This is a genomic window from Polynucleobacter sp. 80A-SIGWE (assembly GCF_018882295.1).
Classification (GTDB): Bacteria; Pseudomonadota; Gammaproteobacteria; order Burkholderiales; family Burkholderiaceae; genus Polynucleobacter.
The window spans coordinates 130,762-151,983 of record NZ_JACVOR010000002.1; the positions used below are offsets into that span (position 1 = coordinate 130,762).

Below are 21,222 nucleotides of genomic sequence, written 5' to 3' on the forward strand. Positions count from 1 at the left end.
TTTGGACGCAATTCATGTAAAAAATCAAACAGCAGAAACGCAAATTTCTCTACAGTTGAGCCTAAATAAATTAGAGGTTACTGCTGTGAAACTTAAGCTATTAGCATTCGCGCTTGGAGCGCTGCTTGTTACATCAAATTCAAGGGCAGATTGCGGAACGAATTCCGGTAATGATTACACTATTAGTGGGTCAACCGATTCTTGTTATTTGCCAACAACTGCCACAAATTTAACCATAACAACGGGCGGTAATCTGTCTGGCCCAGCCTATGGCATTAATGTGTCGGTTGGTAATGCGCAATTAAACTCGATTTCTAATGCTGGACTTCTGTCTGCTCAATACCCATTTGTCGCACAGTCTTCATTTATAAATTTTACAAATGAAGTGACGGGCCAAATAACAGGTACCGCCACTACTACTCAAATTAACACCGGAGTTGTTGTCGAAAATTTTTGGAATAGAGGCCAAATTACGGGAACATCTTATTTTGTAGACGGTATTAATAACAATGGCCAAATTACCAATCTAACTAATGATGGCGTCATAACATCTTATGACGCAAGTTTTACATTGGGTAGATCTGGCGTATATAACAACGGACAAATTACTAATTTAGTAAACAATTCAACCATTGGTAGCGATACCTATGGGGTCGCAAATTATTCCTCCATTGGCTCTCTTATTAATGCCGCAACTGGATCCATGCTGGGGGGCTCTGATGCTGGTATTTATAACTCAGGAACAATCAGCGCTATAACAAACTCGGGAACTGTAAATAGTAGTAATGGCAATGGAATTTACAACGACGGCGGCTCAATTGGTACTGTTAGTACTGTTGGCATTAGTAATGCTGTCGGTGGGCAAATCACTAGCGTGATAGGCTATGGTATTGAAAATGCAGGCGGCACGATTAAATCGATTGTTAATAGCGGAACAATCTCCGGAGCTGACTTTGCTATTTATAACCATAATAATGGCCCTGCAGCAGCAAGAATTGATCAGATCACGAACTGGGGCGCTCTCACTGGTTCTCTAGGTGGAATTAATAATAATAATGGCTTAAGTAGTGCATCGATTGGAACGCTGAACAACGCACAAAGTGGGCTTAAGTACTTCGGGGTAATGCCAACGAATTACAACATTATCATTACCCCCACTGGTTTTGGAGCGTTAGATGCAAGGCTTGGAATTACTGGATCCACTACATTTGGTGTGTCCTCTTTATCCACTTTGTCAGCGAACACTTATTCTGGTGTTCTGTTGGGTGTAGATAGCCTTGGAATTACCAATTACTCCTCCATCTTCAATACCTGGACTAACTTCAATAGCTCATACAAGTGGGAGTTAATCGCTGGTGCAAACTCTACAACTTGGAATTTGGTGGTTGCTGCACTCGCACCTCCACCACCAGTTACAACCAATATTACTGGTGCTGGAACTATCTATCAGTCTTCCAATCTTGGCACGACAGTAAATCCTGTCTTTGATGGCGGCACATTGCAAGTCTCTTCGACTGGCAATATTGCAAATAACTTTACTGTTAATAGCAATAATGGCGTGATCGATCAAAATAGTGTCGCATCAAACTTTACTGGCGTGATTTCAAATGCCTCTGCCAGCTCTCCAGGTTCGATGACTATCACCAATAGTGGTAGCGGCGGTTCCGTAACGTTCTCTGGTGAAAACACTTATACCGGATCAACCACAATTAATAGTGGTGCCACTTTGGCGCTGTCAGGCGCTGGCTCAGTTTCTCAATCGAGTGGCGTGGCCAATAACGGTACGCTAAACATCGCCGGCAAGAGCGGCAATGTGACCGTTAAGAGCTATAACCAAGGCGCGACTGGTAATTTGGCGATGAATTTGGCTCCAAGTGCCACTCAACAACTCAAGGTTCTGGGTGCGGCTTCTTTGGCTGGTGGTTTATCTCTAACTGCTACCTCTGGTTCTTATGCCCCGGGTAAGTACACCTTACTAACCGCAAATGGTGGGGTCACTGGTTCATTTGGTAATCTAACAACCAACCTGTCTTCTTACACAAGGTTGGGTTATGGATTAACTTACGATGCCAATGACGTGTATTTGGTATTTACTCCTAACGTTGCTGACACTCAGCAATCTTTAGCAAATACTGCATCGGCACTACAAAACATCTACACACTGCAAAATTCTGTTCTAGCGAATAGCTTCTCGTACGACTGTAATGAGTTTGGTAAAAATGGTGTTTGTATTTCAGTGGGCGGTCGTAACACCGCTGTATCTGCTGCCAATGGCCTGAACAACACTAGTGGTTTATTGATTGCAGCATATCGTCCACATCAAAACTATCGTGTTGGTGCGTACGTTGACCAAAACCTATCCGTAAACAATGCTGGTTCAACAGTTAACCTTGGCAACAACACGCCATTGATTGGTCTGTTTGGCGCTTGGAATGAGCGTGTTGATGGAACGGGCACTGAAGTAAAGGTATCTGCTGCCTACGGTCAGAAGAATACGACTATCAATCGTCAGGTGGTCGGCACATCTGAAGCGGGCACCGGCTCTTCGCAGCTCAATAGCCAGGGCGCACAAGTTACAGCTAAGTATGGCTTTGCGGTACTACCAGCAGTGATTGTTTCTCCATACGTTGGAATTCGTTACACCCAGAACAATATGGGTGGCTATACCGAAGGTACTAGCGCAACAGTAACGGCACCACTTACATACTCGGCCCTCAATACGAATGCTACAACTGCATTAGTAGGGTTAGGAGCAAGCTACAGGTTTATTCCGAAGGCAACGTTATTTGCAAGTGCTGGTGTTGAGACTGATACCAACACGGCGAACGGCACATATTCAGCCACTGGATTGAGTGGCCTGACACCAATAAACTTCAATGCCAATCCGGTTAAGACTAGACCAACAGCCACTATTGGCGCGTACTACGATGTTGAAAAGAATCAGCGAGTAGGGGTTACTGGCATCTATCGTCAGGAGCCATTCCAAGCCGTTCAAACAACTACTGTGATGGCAACATATACAGTCGGTCTATGAGTAACGCTATCCAGCTTTGCAGAAGACCCGCTTTGGCGGGTTTTTTGTTGTTTGCGAAAGTCTGCTTCGGGTCGAAAGCGGCCGTTGACCTTAAGCTAAAGCCTGCCTCAAATAAGGGTCAATATCTGCTTTGGTCAGCAGCCATTGTTTATAGTCTCCAGGTAATTCATTTAGTAATAGCCCTTTATGTTTTCCAAAAGGCATAACAGATGGAATTCTTGCCTGTTCTGATTTAATCCACAGCTCTTCTATTGTTTTCACTTCAAGCTTTGTACAGATATGTTGCAAAACAATGCTACAAATTCCTGTATCCGCTAAAGCATCATGAGAACTCTTGAGTAGTTCCTTTGCCGAACTGCGCTCAAGAAAGAAAAGCATGGCACCTTGGCTATGGCAATCTAAATGAGGCCATAGCATTCGAGATAAGGCTAATGTACAAATACGTTTTACATTTGGGCTGCCAATAGCTTGCCAGTCAAAGTCTACGTTATGCCCAATCAAATATTCGATATTTTCTGGAAGCGAAAATGAGCTGCTTGGCGGGCAATCAACCAGTTCTTCATCCAGGATATGGTGTGTTGCCAGAGCGCCAAGGCTAATAAGCTCACCAGGGTTATAGCGTTGAACGTATGACTCTCCAATAGCAAATGGGGAAATGCTATCTAGCTCAAGCCATGCGGCTTCAATAATGATGGGATTGGTTTTATCTGTTGTTTCTGTATCGAAAATAAGTGAATTGGCCATAGATGCTTTCTGTTGTGATGGTTAGTTTTAAATCCAAACATTGTTCTGGATTGAACTTATTTACCCAAAGAAAAATTAACCGTTTTGTCGACCAAATTCCTTTCTGAAAGCACAATACATTTACTAAATTACCCACAATTGATTTTTGACAAACCTTAAACAATTATTTTCACATCAAAATACTTCACAAGTAGGTGGGTCGATTCAGTGTCACGAAGGATTAGTAGGTTTATTTAAAAGAGTAAAGAGCATCAATTGGCAGTGCCGCTTCAAATTACCTAATGGTCAGTGGTATGCGATATCAACAGAATGTTCTGAGCTTGAACAAGCAAAGTTAGCCTCAATTCGGATTTATGAAAGGACAATGGCAAAGGTTGAATTTGGCATGGCTCTGAAGCTCAAGAAGTTTAAGGTATTGGCTGAAGAAGAGCTGGTTGAATTATCTAAAGATCTACAAAGCGGAATTGGAAAGAGGGTCTACAGAGACTATCAATTTGCCATCAACAAATACCTTATTCCGTTCTTTGGAAAATACGTCCTAATAGAGATTAACCAAGGATTGATAGAGGACTTTGAATCCTGGCGCATATCTGAGATGGGGCGAATTCCTAAGGCCAGCACTAAGAGAACCCATGCTTCGGCCTATAACAGAGTTATAGAGCGAGCTAGAGCGCAGGGCATATTGGCGCCAGACTACAAGATTCCATTATTAGATTCAAAAGGAGATAAAGGGCAAGCAAGACCCGCGTTTACTGCGCAAGAAATTGAGCTAATACGGCAGTTCTTGCCGCAATGGGTTGATACTGGCTTTAATGATCGCATTAACCAAATGCGAAAGCTCGCATCGTTTTATATAGAGTTCTTAATCAATACAGGCGTTCGTCATGGAACGGAGGCAATGCCTTTACGATGGCGGCATATTCAGTGGCATTGGATAGGGGATAAGCGGTATATCAAGGTTTGGGTTTCTGGTAAGACTGGCCCCAGATATCTAATTGCAAAAAACGCCTTGATTGATGTACTGGAGGATTTGATTGTTTGGCAGCTGCTGCCATATGAGAATCTTGAGATGGTTATAGAGTCAAAGCCAGATCGCTTGATCTTTATTCTGCCCAGTGGACTACAGCCCCGTAGCCTTGAATGTACTTTCCATAACTTGATGCGTGATAGTGGGCTTGGGAAGGACGCAGCTGGCAGGCAAAGGACCTTGTATAGTCTGCGTCATACCTATGCCACATTAGCGCTGGCAGAGGGTATCGATATTCACACCCTCGCCAGACAAATGGGAACTTCTATTTTGATGATTGAGCGTCATTATTCCAAAATGACGCCCATGATGTCTGCTGAACAGCTCGCGGGTCAAGCTGCTAAACCTAAGCCTGCTACAACATCACCTGAGTAGCAAGGAATAATCGTCACTGATGCGCCTTCCAGATTGATGAAGGGATTACGCTTCTTGAGTACGCGACCAAACCAGGCTAATTTAGCGTTGGCACGATATGCGCCTTTATATTTCTTAATGCTATCTAAACCATTAACAAGTTCAATAATTCCGCTAAAGTTAGCGCCACGATACTTAGCATTCTTTACTTCTAGTGCGTAAACGTCTTGTACCCGCTCCATTTTGTTAATGGTGGCTTTAGCGTATGTACCTGGGATAGTAGTAAATTTCATTGTGTAAGTCCTTTATGTATAAATTAATGTTTGTTCAATTCGGAACAATTGCCGCCCCGTAGGGCGGCAATGCCATTAGATAGTTACAGCTTCAGATTGATCGATAGTCTTAGCTTGTACCTTCTTATCGAAGACAGAATTAGCTTCAACCCCCAGGTCCCATAAATCAGGACGCATTTCCATGCCGTTGTAGACCTTCTTAGTCTTCTCATACTTCTGAGCGCGACGACTATTAACAATCTCAGTTACTTCCTTGCTTACTACGAACTTGATTGGTAGGCGAGCTGATAGTTCTGCTATCGCCTTCTCCATTGCTCTCCAGTCTGTATCGTCTGGCTTCTTAGTAAATAAGAGCTTGCCGAAAACATAACCTGTATTAGCTTTATCAAAGGTCAAAGGCTTCTCAATACTGCCAATATCACGAGTACCTTTTGCTAGCTGAACTAACTTAGAGCCTGAGATCTTGTTCAGCGCAGTGCCCTCCTTGATTAATTGCTCGAAAGTCTCAGATGGGATTTGAGTAATCAAGTAGATGTTCGTCCAGCTATGTGGCATGACATCAGCGTATTGGATGAAACGTGGATACAGCTTGCCAATCGCAATGAACTTGCGTGTTGTGCTGCTGTAGTCCTTAAACCCAATCGCATTACAGAACTCGCTAAATTCAAAGCCTTCAAGTGTGCGGTTAGCCTCATAAACTACGCGGCACATCTCAAGGGTGCTACGAGCTGTTTTCTCTACGCCAACCTTGAAGTCGTTGATGTATTGAGCTTTGCTCTTAACTTCGATTGAATCAGTCTCACTAGCAGCGCTCTCAACGCTAACTTTAGAGGTGTACTGAATAAGCGCATCAATAGCTTTTGACTTGCCCTCAGTTGTTACGTTTACATTCGCGCTGATGTCAGATAACTTCACTGAAGGAGCTGACGCTTGAACATTTGCTGCTACTGCGTTTTGGATGTTTTCCATTTGATGCCTTTCTGTTTAGTTGCTCCAACTTTGCTTGGCGGGATGCCTTGTTTCGTTTGCTTAGTTGTTATATGTAGAATATCCAAATACACAAATAAATTAGCCAACATATAGAAATACGTTATTATTTGTAGATAAATGAAAAACATACGACTTCCTTGGGTTCTACGCGGAACAGATTTCTCTAGCCCTGGCTGGCATGTGGATGCCACTGTGGGCTATCAGCTCATGTTTGAGTTTTTAAGAGTTAGTCCTAGTTATGAATTAGCTAGAAAGCATGAGGAGGAGGGGCTTACAAAGGCAGAAATAGTGGCCTTGCCAAATGATTTTGACGAAGTGCTTAAGACCTTTAGATTGCTAGGAAGCGTTCGCAAGGTTTTATTTCGCGATTGGTGGTTGGCCAAAGGACTCAAAGTGTTTGGTAATCCTTACACAAAGCCAAAGGTTCATGAGGTGGCTCACTTGGCTGGTGGAAAAGCCATCTCATATGGAAATTTAAAAAGCGAGCTAACAGATTTTTTAACAAATATAAGACCTGAGGAAGGATTGGCAAGTTCTGTATTAATTTCAGTGCCAACAGGTTTAAAGCGTTCAGAAATGAAAAGGCAATTAATCAAGTTGTTAATGGACTACGCCAACGTTGAGGATCAACCAAATAAAAAGCCATTACTTGAATTGCAAGGTAAACGCTTGCGGGCTAAAGTTTTATTCAATGGCCTACGTTTGATGTGGTTCAAGGCTGCTAAGCCAAAATGGGAAGATTGGCGTTTGGGTGCTAAGGCAGAAGTAAGCAAAAGCTACGCAAGAGAATTAGACGTTAATTCACCAAGACGAACTAAGGACAGTGTTGAGGCATACGATAGGGAGATGATGACAAAAGTCACCTATAGAGCACTTAGAAAATTTGAGTCAATCGCAGAAAATGCCGCTCGTGGAAAATTCCCATTAGAAGGACCTGTTAACCAACTGCCATTTGATTACCTCGAGGTCCAAAAGAGGGTTAAAGAGAAGGGCATCTGGGAGCGAGCCGAAAAGCAACGACTTACAAAGCTTCACGAGCAATCAGACTAACTCAACGGCATTACGCATCAATTCTGGATTTACATCTATATAGCGTTGAGTGACTGCTATCGACTTGTGCCCCGCCAATTCCGCTAATACGCGAACGCTGATTCCTTTGTTGGCTAGGGTGGTAATGAAATTGCGGCGACCACTATGACTGCTAGCTCCTGCTATCCCTGCACTACGGTAGGTCCAGTAGAACCACTGACAAAGGCTATTTGCGCTGAACCCCATGCGACGCGATGTGTGAAAAAACGGAATCTCAGGCATAGCGCAGTAGCGGGTGGCGTAGTAGGCTGCTAGCTCCACTTGAAGTTTGGCTGGAAGAAATACCGTTCTTGGTACGCCACCTTTGGTTTGCGAAGCCTTTAGCCTTATTTCATGTTTAATCGTACCGTCCTCATTTAATACATCTCCATTTTTAAGAGAGGCAATTTCTGCGACGCGAAGCCCAGCCCAAAAGCTAGTAAGTAACAATGCGCGATCGCGTAGCGGGTATTTTTTAGTGCTCACAAAACGCAATACTTGATCCAATTCTGCTTGAGTGAGAGTTTTAGCTTGAGCCATTTTGATGTCCTTTAAGTAAATAAAAACACGCTATTAGTATGTTTTCTTTTGCGGAAAAGGGCGACCGAAAAAGATTGAATATTGTCTGTAATGAAATCAATGACTTAGCAATCTACATAAGAAAACTATACTTTTCTTAAGTGCTTTTATTAATAGTATTTAGCTTAAAAATTCGAATGTGCGTTTAAACCGTTTTTTTAGCGTTGATCTTGATGGATCAGCTACGCTGCCCTTAGTTCTAGATTGAACACAGCGCAGCGCGCTGATTTGACGGGGCTTTAAATAGCTACCAGGCGGTTAGATCCGCATTTGTAGCAATAAAGACAGGTTTGTTAATACCCGTCGATTTACAGTGCTGAACATTTAAAGTCCAATCATCTTGGACTTGGTGTTGTTCATCATTGATCTGTAGGTAAAGCTCTTTGCTAGCGGGTAGGTAAACAGAGAAGCCATTAACTGGGCATTTAACCTTGGTTTCCTTATCGTAGTGAACGATCCAGGACATGAGTACATCAGTCTCTTTTGAGATTTGTTCCTCAGCCAACTGACGTACTGCAGCCATTTGATCATCAGTGCGAGCGCTGTGTTCCCAATTAGCGTAACTGTAGTAGTCAACTAAATACTTTTGCTGTGGATTTCTCAGTTCTACAGACCCATTGAATAAGGCTTTACGGAATAGGCCTTTACCAAACGTGGTATTAAATTTCTCATTAATAAATCCTCTTACGGCAACTTCTTTCATTTATATCTCCTTAAGTGTGAAAGTTGCGAGTGTTGCTTGGTCACAAGGAGTGATCTCAAAAAGATGTTGCTTTGAGTTGTGTTGCTGACCCAAGGGGGCGTTACTTGTTTTCGAGTTGCTAGTCGTTGTTACTCATTTGTAACTGGAGTAACTCAACTAGCAACACTATTTCTATTTGCGACTAGAACTTCGTAACCAAGCAACTCGCAAAAGTATTTAGCTTTGAATAAGAAAACCGTATATTTTTGTGAGAAAAATTAAGTGAAATCATTTAATTTAATAAAGAGGTTGCTCTTTAAATAAGGCCGAAGCTAAATTTATAAAAGAAGTTAACCATTTAGGAAGAAAAATGAATACCTTGAATACCTTAAAACTCGTCTCTCTCGTCAAGCCGCATAGTATTCCGTCAGTCGTATTGCGCAGAAATAAGTTATCCAACAGATTGTGGGAGCAAATCCAATTGGCCAAGAGTCAAGTAGATGGAAAGCCCTTTGTCGTTACCAAATTCCGTAGTGTTATCGATCCTGATTCAGGGCTGCGTAAGCAGGTGGAGGTGCCTAAGCGCATTAAGCCTTGGTGGTTCCAGTCAGAACAGGGCAAAGTTTGCGTATCTATTAAGTACGGAAGTTGGACTATTGAGCTGGCTAAAGGAAAGCCTAGTGTTGAAGTGGCAAACCCAGCAGACCTAATTAAAACTCTTGAAGTTATTAAAGGCGCTGTAGAAGCAGGGGAGCTGGATGATCAAATCGAAAAGGCGAGCTCTAGCTTAAGAAGCGGATTTAAGCGCTAATAAAAAAGATATCGTCGGAATTGAATAGGGGCTTAATGCCCCTATTCTTAATCTACCCACTCCCCATTTTCAAACAACGGTATTTCTTCTAGGTCTTCGTCAAACCTTGAACAATAGAAGATCTCTGATTTAGGTGTTGTATCTAAGTAGTATGTGCCGTCTATGTATTCTTCGATCAGCTCTTTGCCATTCTTGTATTTGATGCTAGTTATTGCGCCTTCAGCTTCGTAACGCTTGGCGGTCGTGTAGATTACGGATAGCTTAGCTGGATCGAATGGGGCGTTTAGCTGTAGGTCAATATGGCCCATAATCCCATCCTGATTTGTCACGCATCCAGCAATCAATGAATTTGGCTGGGGAGATGGTTCATTTATTTCGATGCCTATTTGACCAGTAGCATCACCATGAAGAGTAATGATTGGTTTTCCTAAATCCTCATAACTTGATGTGTCGGACTTTGGCGCATTGAATATCTCAATAAATCCAGAGTAGGCACTAATTCCATAGACGCATAGTTCGTCCCCGTAATTTTCGTTGTACATCTTATTAAAAAGATCATCATCGGGTGTATTGCGTAGCTCTGTGAGATATTCTTCCGATATAGCATCAATCCTGATGTCTAGTGAGTACCTACCTTTGAATATTAGTGTGTAGTTATAAGTTTTCATTTTGCTTTCTTTTATTGGCTTAGGCGCCTCGAAGTACTTGGCATAAAGCTCATTTAAAGTTTTCTCAATATCTGCATAGGTAAGATTGGATTTATCTTCTGGCCAATCAAGATTGGTAAATTCCCACTTACCTTCTTTATGATTAAGCCAGGCATAAGCGCAGAACACATTGCCCGTTCCCTTCAACCCTGATCTTTTTTCTGAATAGACAAATCCTTTTTTGGACGCATCTTTAGCAATATAAATTGCATAGGATTCATTGGTTGTATCTGTAAGGTATCCAGTTTCTTCATCTTCGGCATATCCGTCAAAGGCTATTCCAATTTCAGGAATGCAGGAAATATCTTTACCTTCAATAGTTTTATCTTCTGCTTGATCGCGTGATTTAATTAAGATCTCTTCAAGTATTTGTTGTGGGTTTGGCATGATTTTTCCTGTTATTGGTTAAATGTTAGCAGGAATAAATTGCTGATTTCCGTGTCCCGCCATCAATACTATTTACCCATCAAATGAGAAGGGGGTAGGGGGGTTAAAACCCCGATGGGTGGGTGTATATGCGTTTTCGTGTTCAACTCGAACCGCAAAAATCCATAAAAGTGGCTGTATATAACGCGGCACTTTCTTGGCATGGTTAAGCTAATGTCTTAGCTGTAGAAATTACTGACAATTAACACTCATAATCCTTTGGTCCCAGGTTCAAGTCCTGGTGGGCCCACCAGAAAAGCAAACCCTCATCAGAAATGGTGGGGGTTTTGTCTTTTGGGATGCTATTTTTAAAGCCGGTGCATTTTTATTTTAGGGAGTTTTATGTTTTCTCATTCAATTTCTAATATTGAAAGAAGGGGACCACTTTTTTAGCTTTAAGTAAGCCTTAAAACCATCATAAATGTTATTATTTTCGTATTCTAATCACCTACTTTAGGGGCGTAACAATGAAGCAAAAAATGATTAAAAAAATAGTGGCTGCATCAGTTGCATCAACTCTGGCTTTTGCGCCTCTGACAAGTAATGCCTGCACCAGCTTCTTGCTGAAGGGAAGTGATGGCGGTACTGTTTATGGCCGTTCAATGGAGTTTGGTATACAGCTTGCCTCGCAGATGATGGCTGTTCCAAAAGGCTATCAATTTAAGGGCATCGGCACCGATGGTAAGTATGGCTCTGGAATGAGCTGGACTACCAAGTACGCTGCCGTAGGAATGAATGGTCTCAATCAACCCATCTTGTTTGATGGTATGAATGAAAAAGGTTTAACTGGCGGACTCCTGAATTTCCCAACTAGCGCCTCTTTCCCAGTAATTGCTCCAGCAGACTCTGCTAATAGCATCAACGCAAGTCAGGTGCTAACTTACGTACTCACTAATTATTCATCTGTAGATGAGATTAAGACTGGCTTACGCAGCCTCAAAGTGAATGGTGCAAAGCTTGGGTTCTATGGCAATCAAGTGCCTGCAGCGCATTTCACCTTCCATGATGCTGCTGGAAAAAGTGTAGTTGTTGAGTACATCAAAGGACAATTAGTACTTGCTGATAATCCTGTAGGCGTAATGACCAATGATCCACCATTTCAAGATCATCTGAATAGTATTGGCAACTACTCCAATCTCTCTAAGGTAGAGCAGCCACCTCGAGTCATCAATGGCGTTGCATTCCCAGCGCCTAGCTCTGGTAATGGCCTGCATGGCCTTCCAGGGGATTTCTTAAGCCCAAGCCGCTTCATTCGTGCACTCTTCTTGGCCGATTCAGTCCCAAAGACATTTACAACTGCCGACATGGATTCTGCGGCATGGCATATCTTAGGTAGCTTTGATATTCCTCCGGGGTCAGTTACATTGCCAGCCAGCAATCCTTATGGTGGTGGCGCGGGTGGATATGAAACTACCGAGTGGGTTGTTGTTGCTAACAACAAGAGCATGACCTACAACGTCAAGATGTACGAAAACAATAATATCTATACATTTGATATGAAAAAAATGGATATGAATGCTAAAGAAATTAAGTACACAAAGTTGAATCAACCAAAATTAATGGTCCCAGTAAATTAACCTCATCAGTTAATCTTCTGTAGCTTATTTACATAGAAAAAGACCACCTCCGGGTGGCTTTTCTTTTGGTCGAGGGAGGGTATAGCTGGTAATATTTCCCTAGATTCATTAACCAATTAAAAAAACATATAAATATGAAAAATATCAAGATCATTACTAGCCTCACGCTGGCAAGTTCACTCATTCTCTCTTCCGTGGGAAATGCATTTGCTTGTACAGCCCTCATGGTTACGGATGTGAATGGCAAGGGCTATTACGCACGAACCATGGAGCTGCCTTACACGCTTCCAATTCCATCTTCCTTGTCTTACATTCCAGCTGCAACCAAGGTTGAGTCTGTAACGCCCTCAGGTGCAGTGGGTATGACTTTCAATACCAAATATCCCATTTTGGGAATGACTGGAGCCTTGGTCAAAGGCGCAAAGATGCCTTTACTGCTAGATGGTATGAATGATCAGGGATTGAGCTTTTCAGCTAACGCCATGATTCCATCCTCTGCACCTCCTGTGGGCAATAACCCAGCAAAAATCATGTCTACCAATGATTTTGGAACTTGGATTTTGGGTAACCACAAGACGGTGGCTGAATTGAAGGCTGCAGTGTTGAGTAGTGACATCGAACATTGGCTTCCACCAACAGCATTTTTAGGTAACTTAGCATTGCCATTGCATTACGCCATTTTTGATAAAGCTGGCAACGGGCTGGTTATTGAGTTTGTGAACAATAAAAAGAATGTCTATGACAATCCTGTGGGCGTAATGACTAACCTACCTGAGTTCCCTTGGCATTTGACGAATCTGAATAACTACACATTTAATAACGTCAATAAAAATACTGGCCAATTAGGTAAGCAGCAGTTGCAAACAGCAGATGCAGGCATTGCCCTCACAGCCTTGCCCTCAGCTCAAACTGCGACAGGACGTTTTGTAAAAGGTGCGTTCTATACCAATTACGTTCAAAAAGGTAAAACACCTGATGAGGCTGTGAATTTATTAGCGCACATCATTAATAACTTTGACAGGCCAAATGAACTCACTGTAGATCCAGTTGGATCATCTGGTGATGGCGGCAAGGCTAAGACTATCTCTAGTGAAGTTACTCAGTGGACCACTATGGGTGATTTATCTAGAAATAGGTTCTATGTCAAATCGATTAACGCCATGAACTGGTCAATGATTGATATGAACAAGCTAAAGAATGTGACGCAAATGAAGTCTATCTCAACATATGAGGTAGATCAGGCCGGTGCTGATACGTTTAATTTGTTCTACAAATAAGACTGGGTTCTAGTTGCCAAATTAAAAAACCACCTTCGGGTGGTTTTTTTCTGGGGCCTTAATAGAGAACTCAACGAGTATGAGATTCTTTGATCTCAATTTGCTCTAGTGCTTCAACCCACCCTAATAGCTTCTGCTTTTCTGCGTCTGGTAATGGGTCGCTGGGTTTTTGGGTTTGAAGAATGTACTCCCGATCTTCCAGTTTTCTGACTAAATCAAGTGCCTCTTTGTTTTGAGTGCCTATCATTTGGTAGAAGTTGAAATAGATGACCGATAGACTCAGCTTTTCAACATCTGGATTGACTGGGGTTTTGCTGACAAAGACACTCTTCAATGCAAGCTGAGCATCACCTATGGTTTGGGCTTTACGCAAAAAATACTTCATATTCTGAATGCGGTTAGCGATTTCAAATTGATGGGTGATCAGTTGGGTTCGATTGCGCAACTTCAATTCATAGTGATGTTGCATAGTTTGATAAGCGCCGGCACCACCGGTAACTAAGACTGAAGACAAAAGCCACATCCCTACATTGCTATTTAAAAATTCATTGACCTTATCCCAAATGCCGCGTTCAACGTCCCGAACCTCTTCGCCTACAGCGCCAAGCTCCGATCGAATTTTGCTAGCCACTTCATGCCGGAAACGCTCTTCAGCTTGAATTAGAGATTTCTTTTCTTCGGTAAGCATATTTATCTTTCAATATCGATTTTGACTATTCTAAGCGTCTTTATCTATGTCAATTGGACGTCTCGAAGTGTTTTTCATCATGACTAAAGTGAGCTCGGGTTTACCACTAGAAAGTATGTAGATATCCTAGGGTAATTAGAAGAAAATAGATTGTGCGCAATTCTAAGTTTTGCGTATCGCAATAGGTATTGAGAATGAATAATAAAACCACCTTTGGGTGGCTTTGTTGTTTTGAGAGTTTGATTATTTAGAGGGATTAATGACTTTTGCATTGAAATACTGCCGATTCCCTTATGTACTCGCTGCGCTGATTTTGATTGGTATGAGTGAGTTAGTAATGGCTCAAACATCATCAAGTACCATGAGTGAGGAGGCTAAGGCTGGGCAAAAAATGCAGAACCCGCTATATCCCCAGATACAGCTACCAATAACATATAACTACAACCCTAAATTGGGCCTGAATAATGGCTCTCAGCAAACTGAGATAGGATTTAATCCCATCATTCCTGTCGACATCAATAGTGATTTGCAGTTGATAGTCAATCCCATGCTGACATACAACCATAACGCGAATAATCAGCAAGTTACCAACCAATATCAACCAATACAGTTAGCTACTTTTTTTGCGCCAAGATATGCAAAGCAGTGGTACTACGGAATTGGGCCTTATATACAGACGCCAGCTAGCAATACCAATAATGGCCCGAAACAAGCTGGACTCGGGGTTTCGGCTGGTGCATTCTTTACCCCTGATAACTGGGTTATCGGTGCTGCTATGTTTAACTCATGGGGTGTTGGCAGTAATATTTCTGGTGGTACTGCTAATATTTTAAATGTACAGCCAACGATTTCATTTACGACGGATCATGCCTGGACTTACAACCTCTCTAGTCAGATCATGTACAACTATGACTCTAAAGCGGCGACAAATCAGCTGACTTTTAGTGGTGGTAAAACATTCAAAGTGACGGGTTATCACATTCAATGGCAAGTGGGGCCAACTTACATGGTCACAAGCAATCCCTACAGTCCTAAGGGGGTTGGGGCTTATGCAGGCTTAACCGTATTGCTACCTAAGTAATGAAGATGCAATTTAATATTTACATATCGATAAAAATGGGTCGCTCATCATGAATTGGTTAAACCACATCACTTCGCTATCAAACCCATTTGAGTTGGCATCTTTCTATCTCAGTCATGCATTTGGAGAGAAATTTCAACTCGTATTGTTTGATGTCATTATTATTTTGACAATCCATGGGATTTACATACTGGTACTAACGCGCTTGTTCAAGAAATTTGTTATTGATTCAAAGTTGCGCAATAGTTGGCAAGCAAGCTTTTTTTCCTATCTGTTAGCAATTGTGCTTGTTGTAATTGCCCACTTTGACGATATCTTCATTTTGACTTGGGTTCTAGATTCTTTAAAAATATTCCCCGACCCTACCACTACGCTCTATTACGTGAGCGGAATGTACACCACTATCGGCTCCAATAATCAGCCTGGGGAAGAGCTTCAAAGTCTATCGATCATCATCGCTTTTGCGGGCTTATTTTCCTTTGCCATCTCAGGAGCTGGTCTGTACACCATGCTCAGCTTTTTTCTTGCCGCTCCAAAAGATCAGAAATAAAACCCTGTATCCTTGTAAAACCCCTGAATTATCTTAGTCGTAAGTCTTATATAGGGCGGCGAGATTCTTTTTATAGCTGGATATAGGTGGCATGAAATTAGATGAGCTAGTAGTCTGCGAGCAATGCGACTTATTACAGCGAGAAGCGGTATTGGAGCCGGGCGGCACCGCTATGTGTGGCAGATGTGGCAATGTATTGTTTCGCTGCCAACCTAGAGGTCTAGAGCGTAGCCTCGTTTTTGCTTTGACTGCCGCCGCTTTATTTCTGATTTCAAATTCTTTCCCCATTGTCACGATTAGCTCTCAAGGCCTCACTAACTCAACAACCTTATTAGATGCTGCGGGTAGATTGATTGATGATGGTCTCCCGAGTATTGCGACATTAGTATTTGCGACGACCTTTCTGATGCCTGCTCTAGAAATTGCAGCGTTAATTTATTTGCTACTACCTTTAAAGTTTGAGCGCCTTCCGCCACACCTATCCCTAGCATTTAGGTTGATATATCTAGTTAAGCCGTGGGCGATGGTAGAGGTATTTATGATGGGCCTATTGGTGACTATCACCAAACTCAATGCCTTTGCCTCAGTCGCACCGGATATCGCTTTGGGTTCGTTTGTGTTGCTGATGATCTCGGTAACTGCTGCAGCTGCTAACTTTGACCCTCACACTTTCTGGAGGCGGGTTGATGAGCTGAAGAAGGTAGAGGGGGCATCATGATCTCGGCAGCCTCTCAAAATCTTGTGGGTTGCGAAGCCTGCGGACTAGTTCAGCAGGAATCACCTAATTCAGGCAAATTGCACTGCACCCGCTGTGGCACTGGTTTGCATTTTCGCAAGCCCAATAGCATTAGCAGAACTTGGGCATTGGTGATTGCAGCCTATGTCTTAATTATTCCCGCCAACTTGATGCCTGTAATGGCGACGGGCTCGCTATTTGGCACTGAAAAGGACACTATTTTTGGCGGAGTGGTTTTTTTGTGGACTTCTGATTCACAGATATTGGCAATCATCCTATTTTGCGCAAGTATTGTTATCCCCTTTGCTAAGCTCTTTTCATTAACTTTTCTTCTGATATCCGTCCAGCGCCATTCACGCTGGAACCCAAGATTCCGTGCGCGCCTGTACCGTATGGTGGAGGCAATTGGCCGTTGGTCCATGATTGACGTCTATGTAGCCACTATGCTGACGGCTCTCGTACAATTTGGTAACTTAATGACTATTCGTGCTGGTGCTGGTGCCATCGCATTTGCTACAGTAGTTGTGATCACCATTTTTGCTGCAAAAAGTTTTGATCCTCGGCTCATTTGGGATGCTGCGGATCTTCCAGAGAAAAATAATCAATTAGCTGAGGATTTACATGTCTGATATGTCTCAAGGCCCCAAGCTTTCTGATCTTCCATCTGCACTAGCAAGGGCTAAGCAACGCTGGGCTCCGCAGATTATCTGGATTATTCCAATCATAGCTATTTTGGTAGGTCTTGGACTCGCATATAAAGCGGTAGTCGATCACGGCCCCACGATTACCGTTGCCTTTAAATCTGGCGATGGATTGATAGCCGGAAAAACCTTTGTGAAATACAAAGAGGTCAATATTGGTTTAGTGAAGACGGTAATCTTGTCTGAAGATCATCAGCAAGTCATTGCCACTATCAAACTTGATAAAGATGCAGCGGATTTTGCAAGAGACGATACGCGATTCTGGATTGTTAGACCGCGCATTACCGCTAGTGGAGTTTCGGGCTTAAGTACTTTGCTTGATGGACCTTTTATTGCTGCCGATTTGGGTAAGTCAGCCTCAAAGAGTGATCGCTTTGTGGCACTTGAGGTTCCGCCAATCTTAACGGATGGCAATCCTGGGCGTGAGTTCATATTAAGGGCTCCCACCTTAGGATCTCATGGCATCGGTACGCCAGTGTATTTCCGTCGACTCAATGTCGGTCAAGTGGTGGCTTACGATCTTGATAAGGATGGCAAGAATATTTCTATTAGAGTATTTATCGATGCACCCTATGATCAATATGTAACTAACAACACGCGCTTTTGGAATGCCAGTGGTATTGATGTGAGCATCGGTGCTTCAGGTATTCAGTTGCAAACAGAGTCCTTAGTTGCAGTTGTAGCTGGTGGTATTGCTTTTGAGGCTCCGCAGAGCGTTGAGGACCATACTGATCGAATCACCAATCATCCGGGTCAGGTGGATGTAACTAATTCTTCACGCACAACCTCCACCCTTACTGAGCGCGCCAAAGAGGATGCGATATTTACGCTATTCCAGACTCGCGTAATGGCCATGAAGCAGCCTGATACGCGTATTCAGCGCTTTGTGTTGAACTTTAAGGAATCTGTCCGCGGCTTATCTGTGGGTGCCCCGGTAGAGTTTAGGGGGGTCAATGTCGGTGAGGTGGTCAGCATTGATACTGCTATGGACCCGCAGACTTATGAAGTAATTCAGCCGGTCGAAATATTCTTATATCCTGATCGACTCAAAATACGCTCACTGAAAACCGGCGGTATATTGCCACCGCCTGTGAATGAGGTGGAGCGATTGAGGGGATTAATCAAAAAAGGTTTTCGCGCACAAATGCGGACTGCTAGTTACTTAACTGGTCAGCAGTACATTGCCATAGACTTTTTCACGGATGCTCCAAAATATACGTTTAATGCTTCTCTATATCCGCCTGAGTTACCAGTGGTTCCAAGCGCCTTAGAGGATGCCGAAAAGACTGTGGCCAATGTTCTTAAAAATTCCGATCGCTTAATGAAGAAGCTTGATACAGAATTGGTTCCTGAGTTGAATAAAACTCTGAAGAATCTGAATGCTGTAACTGCGAGTGATTCACCATTGCAAACGGATATGCGAGATTCATTACGAGAAATTGCAAAAGCAGCTAGCTCAATGAAAACACTTACAGATATGCTGGATCAACAGCCACAATCCTTGATATTTGGTAAGCCTGCAGAGGCAGTGAAAAAATGAGACTATTTTTAACGTTTACATTTCTTGTAGTTTTTTTGGGTGGATGTAGCTCACCCAAAACGACTTATTACACACTCAATGCAGACCCTATATCTCCAGCACTAGCGGGGGCTAAAAATACGAGAGTGATGGTTGGGCCAGTTTCATTGCCTGAGATGATTGATCAGCCGCAAATGGTGATCCTAGGTAGCGACAATCAAGTTCAAATATATGAATACGATCGTTGGGCTGGTTCACTCAAGAGTGAAATTGGGCGAGTGATTGCCTCAAATCTAGCTAAGGATATCGGCACTTCAAATGTTTGGAATTTCGCACAAAGCACCCAAACCAATTTTGATTACCAAGTGCTGCTGGATGTGCAAAATCTTCAGAGCAAACAAGGTGACAGTGTTTTAGTTGATGTGCTCTGGACTATCAAGCCGGCTCTGGCTAAGAACCAATCTGCCGAAAAGGCCCCAAGTCAAAATGCGGCGACAAAGTCAGCAAATTTGATGGGTCGCTCATTAGTACGCGAGCCAGTTACTGGTACTGGGGTAGATGCTCTGGTAAGTGCGCAGACCCGGGCATTTGTTAAGGTGAGCCAGGAAATTGCACGTTCGGTTCCGAATTAGCAGTTTATCACTTGCCCTCGCAGGTTCCTCTATTTATTAAAAAAGCAATTTCGCGATGAAAATTCTCAAGATAGGTTTACCCGCTTTTCTGCTTTTGATTGCCAACCAAGTATGTGCTGGTAGTGCAAGCGTGTATTTCAATGGCGACATTCTGACGATGGAAGGTGATAAACCGCAGTATGTTGAAGCGGTTGTAGTTAAAGGCAAGAAGATCGCTTATGTCGGCAGCATGAGAGACGCGTTAAATGAGGCCGGGGCTAATCCAGATATTCATGATTTAAAAGGTCAAACTTTGATCCCGGGTTTTATCGATGCATGGGGCCACTTCACTTTAATTGCTCAAAATACTCTGGCTGTGAATCTTGGTTATTTTTCCAAGAAACCTCCCCATACCACTCAGGAGCTCATAGGTCGTTTGAAAGCCGAGGCTCGACCATTCAATGGTTGGATCATTGGTGCAGAGTATGCAGATGCTTTTCTAACGGATGGACCTTTGACAATTGCGCAATTGGACGAAGCGTTTCCGAATCAACCGGTATTCATTAATAACATTTCTACTCTCACCGGAATTGTGAATTCCGCAGGCTTGAAAAAATTGGGTATTACTAAATCCACCAAAGTAGTGCAAGGGATGATTCCTGTCGATCCCAAAACTGGAAAGCTCACCGGCGAATTGATCGGCAGCCCAAATATAAGCGCGACAGCCAAGGTGTTTGGTAAGTACTCTCAAGATTTGACAATGGAAACCTATCGCAAAGCCGAGAGGATTTATGCCTCCAATGGCTTTACTACTGCACAAAGCTATGAGGTTACGCTTGAGGACATGCGCAATATGCGTCAAGCAGTAGATCGCAATGTGATTAGCCTGGATCTGATTGCGTTACCAACCTACGATGTGGTTGATCAATTGCTGGCAACAAATCAAAAATACCCATTTGGTGTTTACACAAAGGGTGATGGTGGCTTCAAAGTTGCTGGAATTTTAGTTTCTACTGATGGCGCACCCCAATTACGTTTGGCGTATTTCACTAAGCCTTATAACGACACTACGGGGTTCCCAAAAGATTGGCGTGGCATGGCTGTTGCTACCCAGGATTTAGTGAATCGTTATGCTAAGTTGGCCTATGAAAAGAATATTCAATACTATGGTTATTCCAATGGTGATGCCGGAATTGATATGACTCTTGCTGGGATTACCAAGGCAATCCGAGAAACAGGTGTTACTGAAGATCGCAGAACAGCAATTGCGCACTCCTTCTTTATTCGCGATGATCAATTAGATCAATACAAGGCCAATAAGATTCTTCCTCAATTTATGCCTAACCATATCTGGATGTATGGCGATGTGTATAGAAAAATTCTGGGAGAAGAGAGGGCTAGCAATATGGTCCCATTAAATCTAGCTCAAACCAAAGGAATCCAGTTTGGTATTCATAATGACACTCCTTCATCTGGGCCAAGTGCCTTGTTTACGATTTGGACTGCTGTAAATCGTAAGACTTATGGTGGCAGTACCTTGGGGGCTGATCAACGAATTGATGCCTACACGGCTCTGCGTGGATTTACATCTGTACCCGCATATCAGTACAAAGAAGAGGGGTCCAAGGGTAGTATTACAACTGGCAAACTCGCTGATATGGCCTTACTCGATCGCAATCCATTGAAAGTAGATCCAATCGAAATTAAAGATATTCAAGTTGTAAAGACTATTAAGAATGGTAAAGAGTTGTACGCTCGTCCATAGTT

General features: G+C 42.8%; 20 protein-coding genes. 13 read left to right on the forward strand and 7 right to left on the reverse strand.

Annotation, left to right across the window (positions count from 1 at the left end):
• Nucleotides 1–85: 85 nt before the first annotated feature.
• Nucleotides 86–3,034, forward strand: coding sequence for an autotransporter outer membrane beta-barrel domain-containing protein (locus tag ICN25_RS05410; RefSeq protein ID WP_216179801.1), 2,949 nt, complete (start codon nucleotides 86–88; stop codon nucleotides 3,032–3,034).
• 90 nt (nucleotides 3,035–3,124) lie between these two features.
• Here the strand turns inward: ICN25_RS05410 and ICN25_RS05415 are convergent, their stop codons facing one another.
• Entirely contained in the window at nucleotides 3,125–3,778 is a 654-nt protein-coding gene (locus ICN25_RS05415) for a putative quorum-sensing-regulated virulence factor (RefSeq protein ID WP_216179804.1), read from the reverse strand.
• Nucleotides 3,779–4,142: 364 nt separating this feature from the next.
• Between ICN25_RS05415 and ICN25_RS05420 the strand changes: the two genes are divergently transcribed.
• Entirely contained in the window at nucleotides 4,143–5,180 is a 1,038-nt protein-coding gene (locus ICN25_RS05420) for a tyrosine-type recombinase/integrase (protein WP_216179807.1), read from the forward strand.
• On the opposite strand, the gene ICN25_RS05425 is transcribed toward ICN25_RS05420, so the two are convergent.
• The gene (locus ICN25_RS05425; protein ID WP_216179809.1) at nucleotides 5,138–5,452 is read right to left on the reverse strand and encodes a hypothetical protein; all 315 of its coding nucleotides are present in this window, start codon (nucleotides 5,450–5,452) and stop codon (nucleotides 5,138–5,140) included. The genes ICN25_RS05420 and ICN25_RS05425 overlap by 43 nt on opposite strands.
• Before the next feature lie 75 nt (nucleotides 5,453–5,527).
• Nucleotides 5,528–6,421 (reverse strand): hypothetical protein, encoded by an 894-nt coding sequence (locus tag ICN25_RS05430; protein WP_216179811.1) that lies wholly within the window; start codon nucleotides 6,419–6,421, stop codon nucleotides 5,528–5,530.
• 138 nt (nucleotides 6,422–6,559) lie between these two features.
• Between ICN25_RS05430 and ICN25_RS05435 the strand changes: the two genes are divergently transcribed.
• Nucleotides 6,560–7,492: a hypothetical protein gene (locus ICN25_RS05435; protein ID WP_216179813.1), complete on the forward strand. Its 933-nt coding sequence runs from the start codon at nucleotides 6,560–6,562 to the stop codon at nucleotides 7,490–7,492.
• Here ICN25_RS05435 and ICN25_RS05440 read toward each other — a convergent pair.
• Both ICN25_RS05440 and ICN25_RS09965 read right to left on the reverse strand, forming a co-directional pair.
• A complete protein-coding gene (locus tag ICN25_RS05440) occupies nucleotides 7,484–8,050 on the reverse strand; it encodes a site-specific integrase (protein WP_216179815.1) in 567 nt (188 codons plus the stop codon). The two genes, ICN25_RS05435 and ICN25_RS05440, sit on opposite strands and share 9 nt — an antisense overlap.
• 286 nt (nucleotides 8,051–8,336) lie before the next feature.
• A complete protein-coding gene (locus ICN25_RS09965) occupies nucleotides 8,337–8,792 on the reverse strand; it encodes a hypothetical protein (protein ID WP_255536697.1) in 456 nt (151 codons plus the stop codon).
• A gap of 349 nt (nucleotides 8,793–9,141) precedes the next feature.
• On the opposite strand from ICN25_RS09965, the gene ICN25_RS05450 reads away from it, so the two are divergent.
• Nucleotides 9,142–9,582 carry a DUF6641 family protein gene (locus ICN25_RS05450; RefSeq protein WP_216179817.1) on the forward strand — a complete coding sequence of 147 codons (441 nt, stop codon included), beginning with the start codon at nucleotides 9,142–9,144 and terminating at the stop codon, nucleotides 9,580–9,582.
• A 47-nt stretch (nucleotides 9,583–9,629) separates the two neighbouring features.
• Here ICN25_RS05450 and ICN25_RS05455 read toward each other — a convergent pair whose 3' ends face one another.
• Nucleotides 9,630–10,676, reverse strand: a complete 1,047-nt coding sequence (locus ICN25_RS05455; RefSeq protein WP_216179819.1) for a hypothetical protein — start codon at nucleotides 10,674–10,676, stop codon at nucleotides 9,630–9,632.
• 506 nt (nucleotides 10,677–11,182) lie between these two features.
• Between ICN25_RS05455 and ICN25_RS05460 the strand changes: the two genes are divergently transcribed.
• The gene (locus ICN25_RS05460; RefSeq protein ID WP_216179821.1) at nucleotides 11,183–12,292 is read left to right on the forward strand and encodes a linear amide C-N hydrolase; all 1,110 of its coding nucleotides are present in this window, start codon (nucleotides 11,183–11,185) and stop codon (nucleotides 12,290–12,292) included.
• 134 nt (nucleotides 12,293–12,426) lie between these two features.
• Complete coding sequence (locus tag ICN25_RS05465; protein WP_216862883.1) at nucleotides 12,427–13,569, forward strand: linear amide C-N hydrolase; 1,143 nt, start codon at nucleotides 12,427–12,429, stop codon at nucleotides 13,567–13,569.
• A 70-nt stretch (nucleotides 13,570–13,639) separates the two neighbouring features.
• On the opposite strand, the gene ICN25_RS05470 is transcribed toward ICN25_RS05465, so the two are convergent.
• The gene (locus ICN25_RS05470; RefSeq protein ID WP_216179824.1) at nucleotides 13,640–14,257 is read right to left on the reverse strand and encodes a hypothetical protein; all 618 of its coding nucleotides are present in this window, start codon (nucleotides 14,255–14,257) and stop codon (nucleotides 13,640–13,642) included.
• Nucleotides 14,258–14,516: 259 nt separating this feature from the next.
• On the opposite strand from ICN25_RS05470, the gene ICN25_RS05475 reads away from it, so the two are divergent.
• The 7 genes from ICN25_RS05475 to ICN25_RS05500 all read left to right on the forward strand — a co-directional run bounded on the left by ICN25_RS05475 (nucleotide 14,517) and on the right by ICN25_RS05500 (nucleotide 21,220).
• A complete protein-coding gene (locus ICN25_RS05475) occupies nucleotides 14,517–15,338 on the forward strand; it encodes a hypothetical protein (protein WP_216179827.1) in 822 nt (273 codons plus the stop codon).
• Nucleotides 15,339–15,387: 49 nt separating this feature from the next.
• The gene (locus tag ICN25_RS05480; protein WP_216179830.1) at nucleotides 15,388–15,888 is read left to right on the forward strand and encodes a hypothetical protein; all 501 of its coding nucleotides are present in this window, start codon (nucleotides 15,388–15,390) and stop codon (nucleotides 15,886–15,888) included.
• 91 nt (nucleotides 15,889–15,979) lie between these two features.
• Nucleotides 15,980–16,606 (forward strand): paraquat-inducible protein A, encoded by a 627-nt coding sequence (locus tag ICN25_RS09970; RefSeq protein ID WP_255536699.1) that lies wholly within the window; start codon nucleotides 15,980–15,982, stop codon nucleotides 16,604–16,606.
• Nucleotides 16,603–17,253 carry a paraquat-inducible protein A gene (locus ICN25_RS09975; RefSeq protein WP_255536700.1) on the forward strand — a complete coding sequence of 217 codons (651 nt, stop codon included), beginning with the start codon at nucleotides 16,603–16,605 and terminating at the stop codon, nucleotides 17,251–17,253. The genes ICN25_RS09970 and ICN25_RS09975 overlap by 4 nt, the downstream gene beginning before the upstream one ends.
• A complete protein-coding gene (locus tag ICN25_RS05490) occupies nucleotides 17,246–18,865 on the forward strand; it encodes an intermembrane transport protein PqiB (RefSeq protein ID WP_216179832.1) in 1,620 nt (539 codons plus the stop codon). Before ICN25_RS09975 ends, ICN25_RS05490 begins: the two co-directional genes overlap by 8 nt.
• Nucleotides 18,862–19,476, forward strand: a complete 615-nt coding sequence (locus ICN25_RS05495; RefSeq protein ID WP_216179834.1) for a membrane integrity-associated transporter subunit PqiC — start codon at nucleotides 18,862–18,864, stop codon at nucleotides 19,474–19,476. The genes ICN25_RS05490 and ICN25_RS05495 overlap by 4 nt, the downstream gene beginning before the upstream one ends.
• Nucleotides 19,477–19,531: 55 nt before the next feature.
• Nucleotides 19,532–21,220 (forward strand): amidohydrolase, encoded by a 1,689-nt coding sequence (locus ICN25_RS05500; RefSeq protein WP_216179836.1) that lies wholly within the window; start codon nucleotides 19,532–19,534, stop codon nucleotides 21,218–21,220.
• Nucleotides 21,221–21,222 lie beyond the last annotated feature (2 nt).

Excerpts from the sequence above, each read along its gene's own strand:
- ICN25_RS05475 (WP_216179827.1), top strand. The coding sequence starts at position 14,517 with ATGACTTTTGCATTGAAATACTGCCGATTCCCTTATGTACTCGCTGCG.
- ICN25_RS05465 (WP_216862883.1), top strand. The coding sequence starts at position 12,427 with ATGAAAAATATCAAGATCATTACTAGCCTCACGCTGGCAAGTTCACTC.
- ICN25_RS05455 (WP_216179819.1), bottom strand. The coding sequence starts at position 10,676 with ATGCCAAACCCACAACAAATACTTGAAGAGATCTTAATTAAATCACGC.
- ICN25_RS05450 (WP_216179817.1), top strand. The coding sequence starts at position 9,142 with ATGAATACCTTGAATACCTTAAAACTCGTCTCTCTCGTCAAGCCGCAT.
- ICN25_RS05480 (WP_216179830.1), top strand. The coding sequence starts at position 15,388 with ATGAATTGGTTAAACCACATCACTTCGCTATCAAACCCATTTGAGTTG.
- ICN25_RS05495 (WP_216179834.1), top strand. The coding sequence starts at position 18,862 with ATGAGACTATTTTTAACGTTTACATTTCTTGTAGTTTTTTTGGGTGGA.
- ICN25_RS05440 (WP_216179815.1), bottom strand. The coding sequence starts at position 8,050 with ATGGCTCAAGCTAAAACTCTCACTCAAGCAGAATTGGATCAAGTATTG.
- ICN25_RS05470 (WP_216179824.1), bottom strand. The coding sequence starts at position 14,257 with ATGCTTACCGAAGAAAAGAAATCTCTAATTCAAGCTGAAGAGCGTTTC.
- ICN25_RS05460 (WP_216179821.1), top strand. The coding sequence starts at position 11,183 with ATGAAGCAAAAAATGATTAAAAAAATAGTGGCTGCATCAGTTGCATCA.
- ICN25_RS05420 (WP_216179807.1), top strand. The coding sequence starts at position 4,143 with ATGGCAAAGGTTGAATTTGGCATGGCTCTGAAGCTCAAGAAGTTTAAG.
- ICN25_RS05430 (WP_216179811.1), bottom strand. The coding sequence starts at position 6,421 with ATGGAAAACATCCAAAACGCAGTAGCAGCAAATGTTCAAGCGTCAGCT.
- ICN25_RS09965 (WP_255536697.1), bottom strand. The coding sequence starts at position 8,792 with ATGAAAGAAGTTGCCGTAAGAGGATTTATTAATGAGAAATTTAATACC.
- ICN25_RS05435 (WP_216179813.1), top strand. The coding sequence starts at position 6,560 with ATGAAAAACATACGACTTCCTTGGGTTCTACGCGGAACAGATTTCTCT.
- ICN25_RS05425 (WP_216179809.1), bottom strand. The coding sequence starts at position 5,452 with ATGAAATTTACTACTATCCCAGGTACATACGCTAAAGCCACCATTAAC.
- ICN25_RS09975 (WP_255536700.1), top strand. The coding sequence starts at position 16,603 with ATGATCTCGGCAGCCTCTCAAAATCTTGTGGGTTGCGAAGCCTGCGGA.
- ICN25_RS05500 (WP_216179836.1), top strand. The coding sequence starts at position 19,532 with ATGAAAATTCTCAAGATAGGTTTACCCGCTTTTCTGCTTTTGATTGCC.
- ICN25_RS05415 (WP_216179804.1), bottom strand. The coding sequence starts at position 3,778 with ATGGCCAATTCACTTATTTTCGATACAGAAACAACAGATAAAACCAAT.
- ICN25_RS09970 (WP_255536699.1), top strand. The coding sequence starts at position 15,980 with ATGAAATTAGATGAGCTAGTAGTCTGCGAGCAATGCGACTTATTACAG.
- ICN25_RS05490 (WP_216179832.1), top strand. The coding sequence starts at position 17,246 with ATGTCTGATATGTCTCAAGGCCCCAAGCTTTCTGATCTTCCATCTGCA.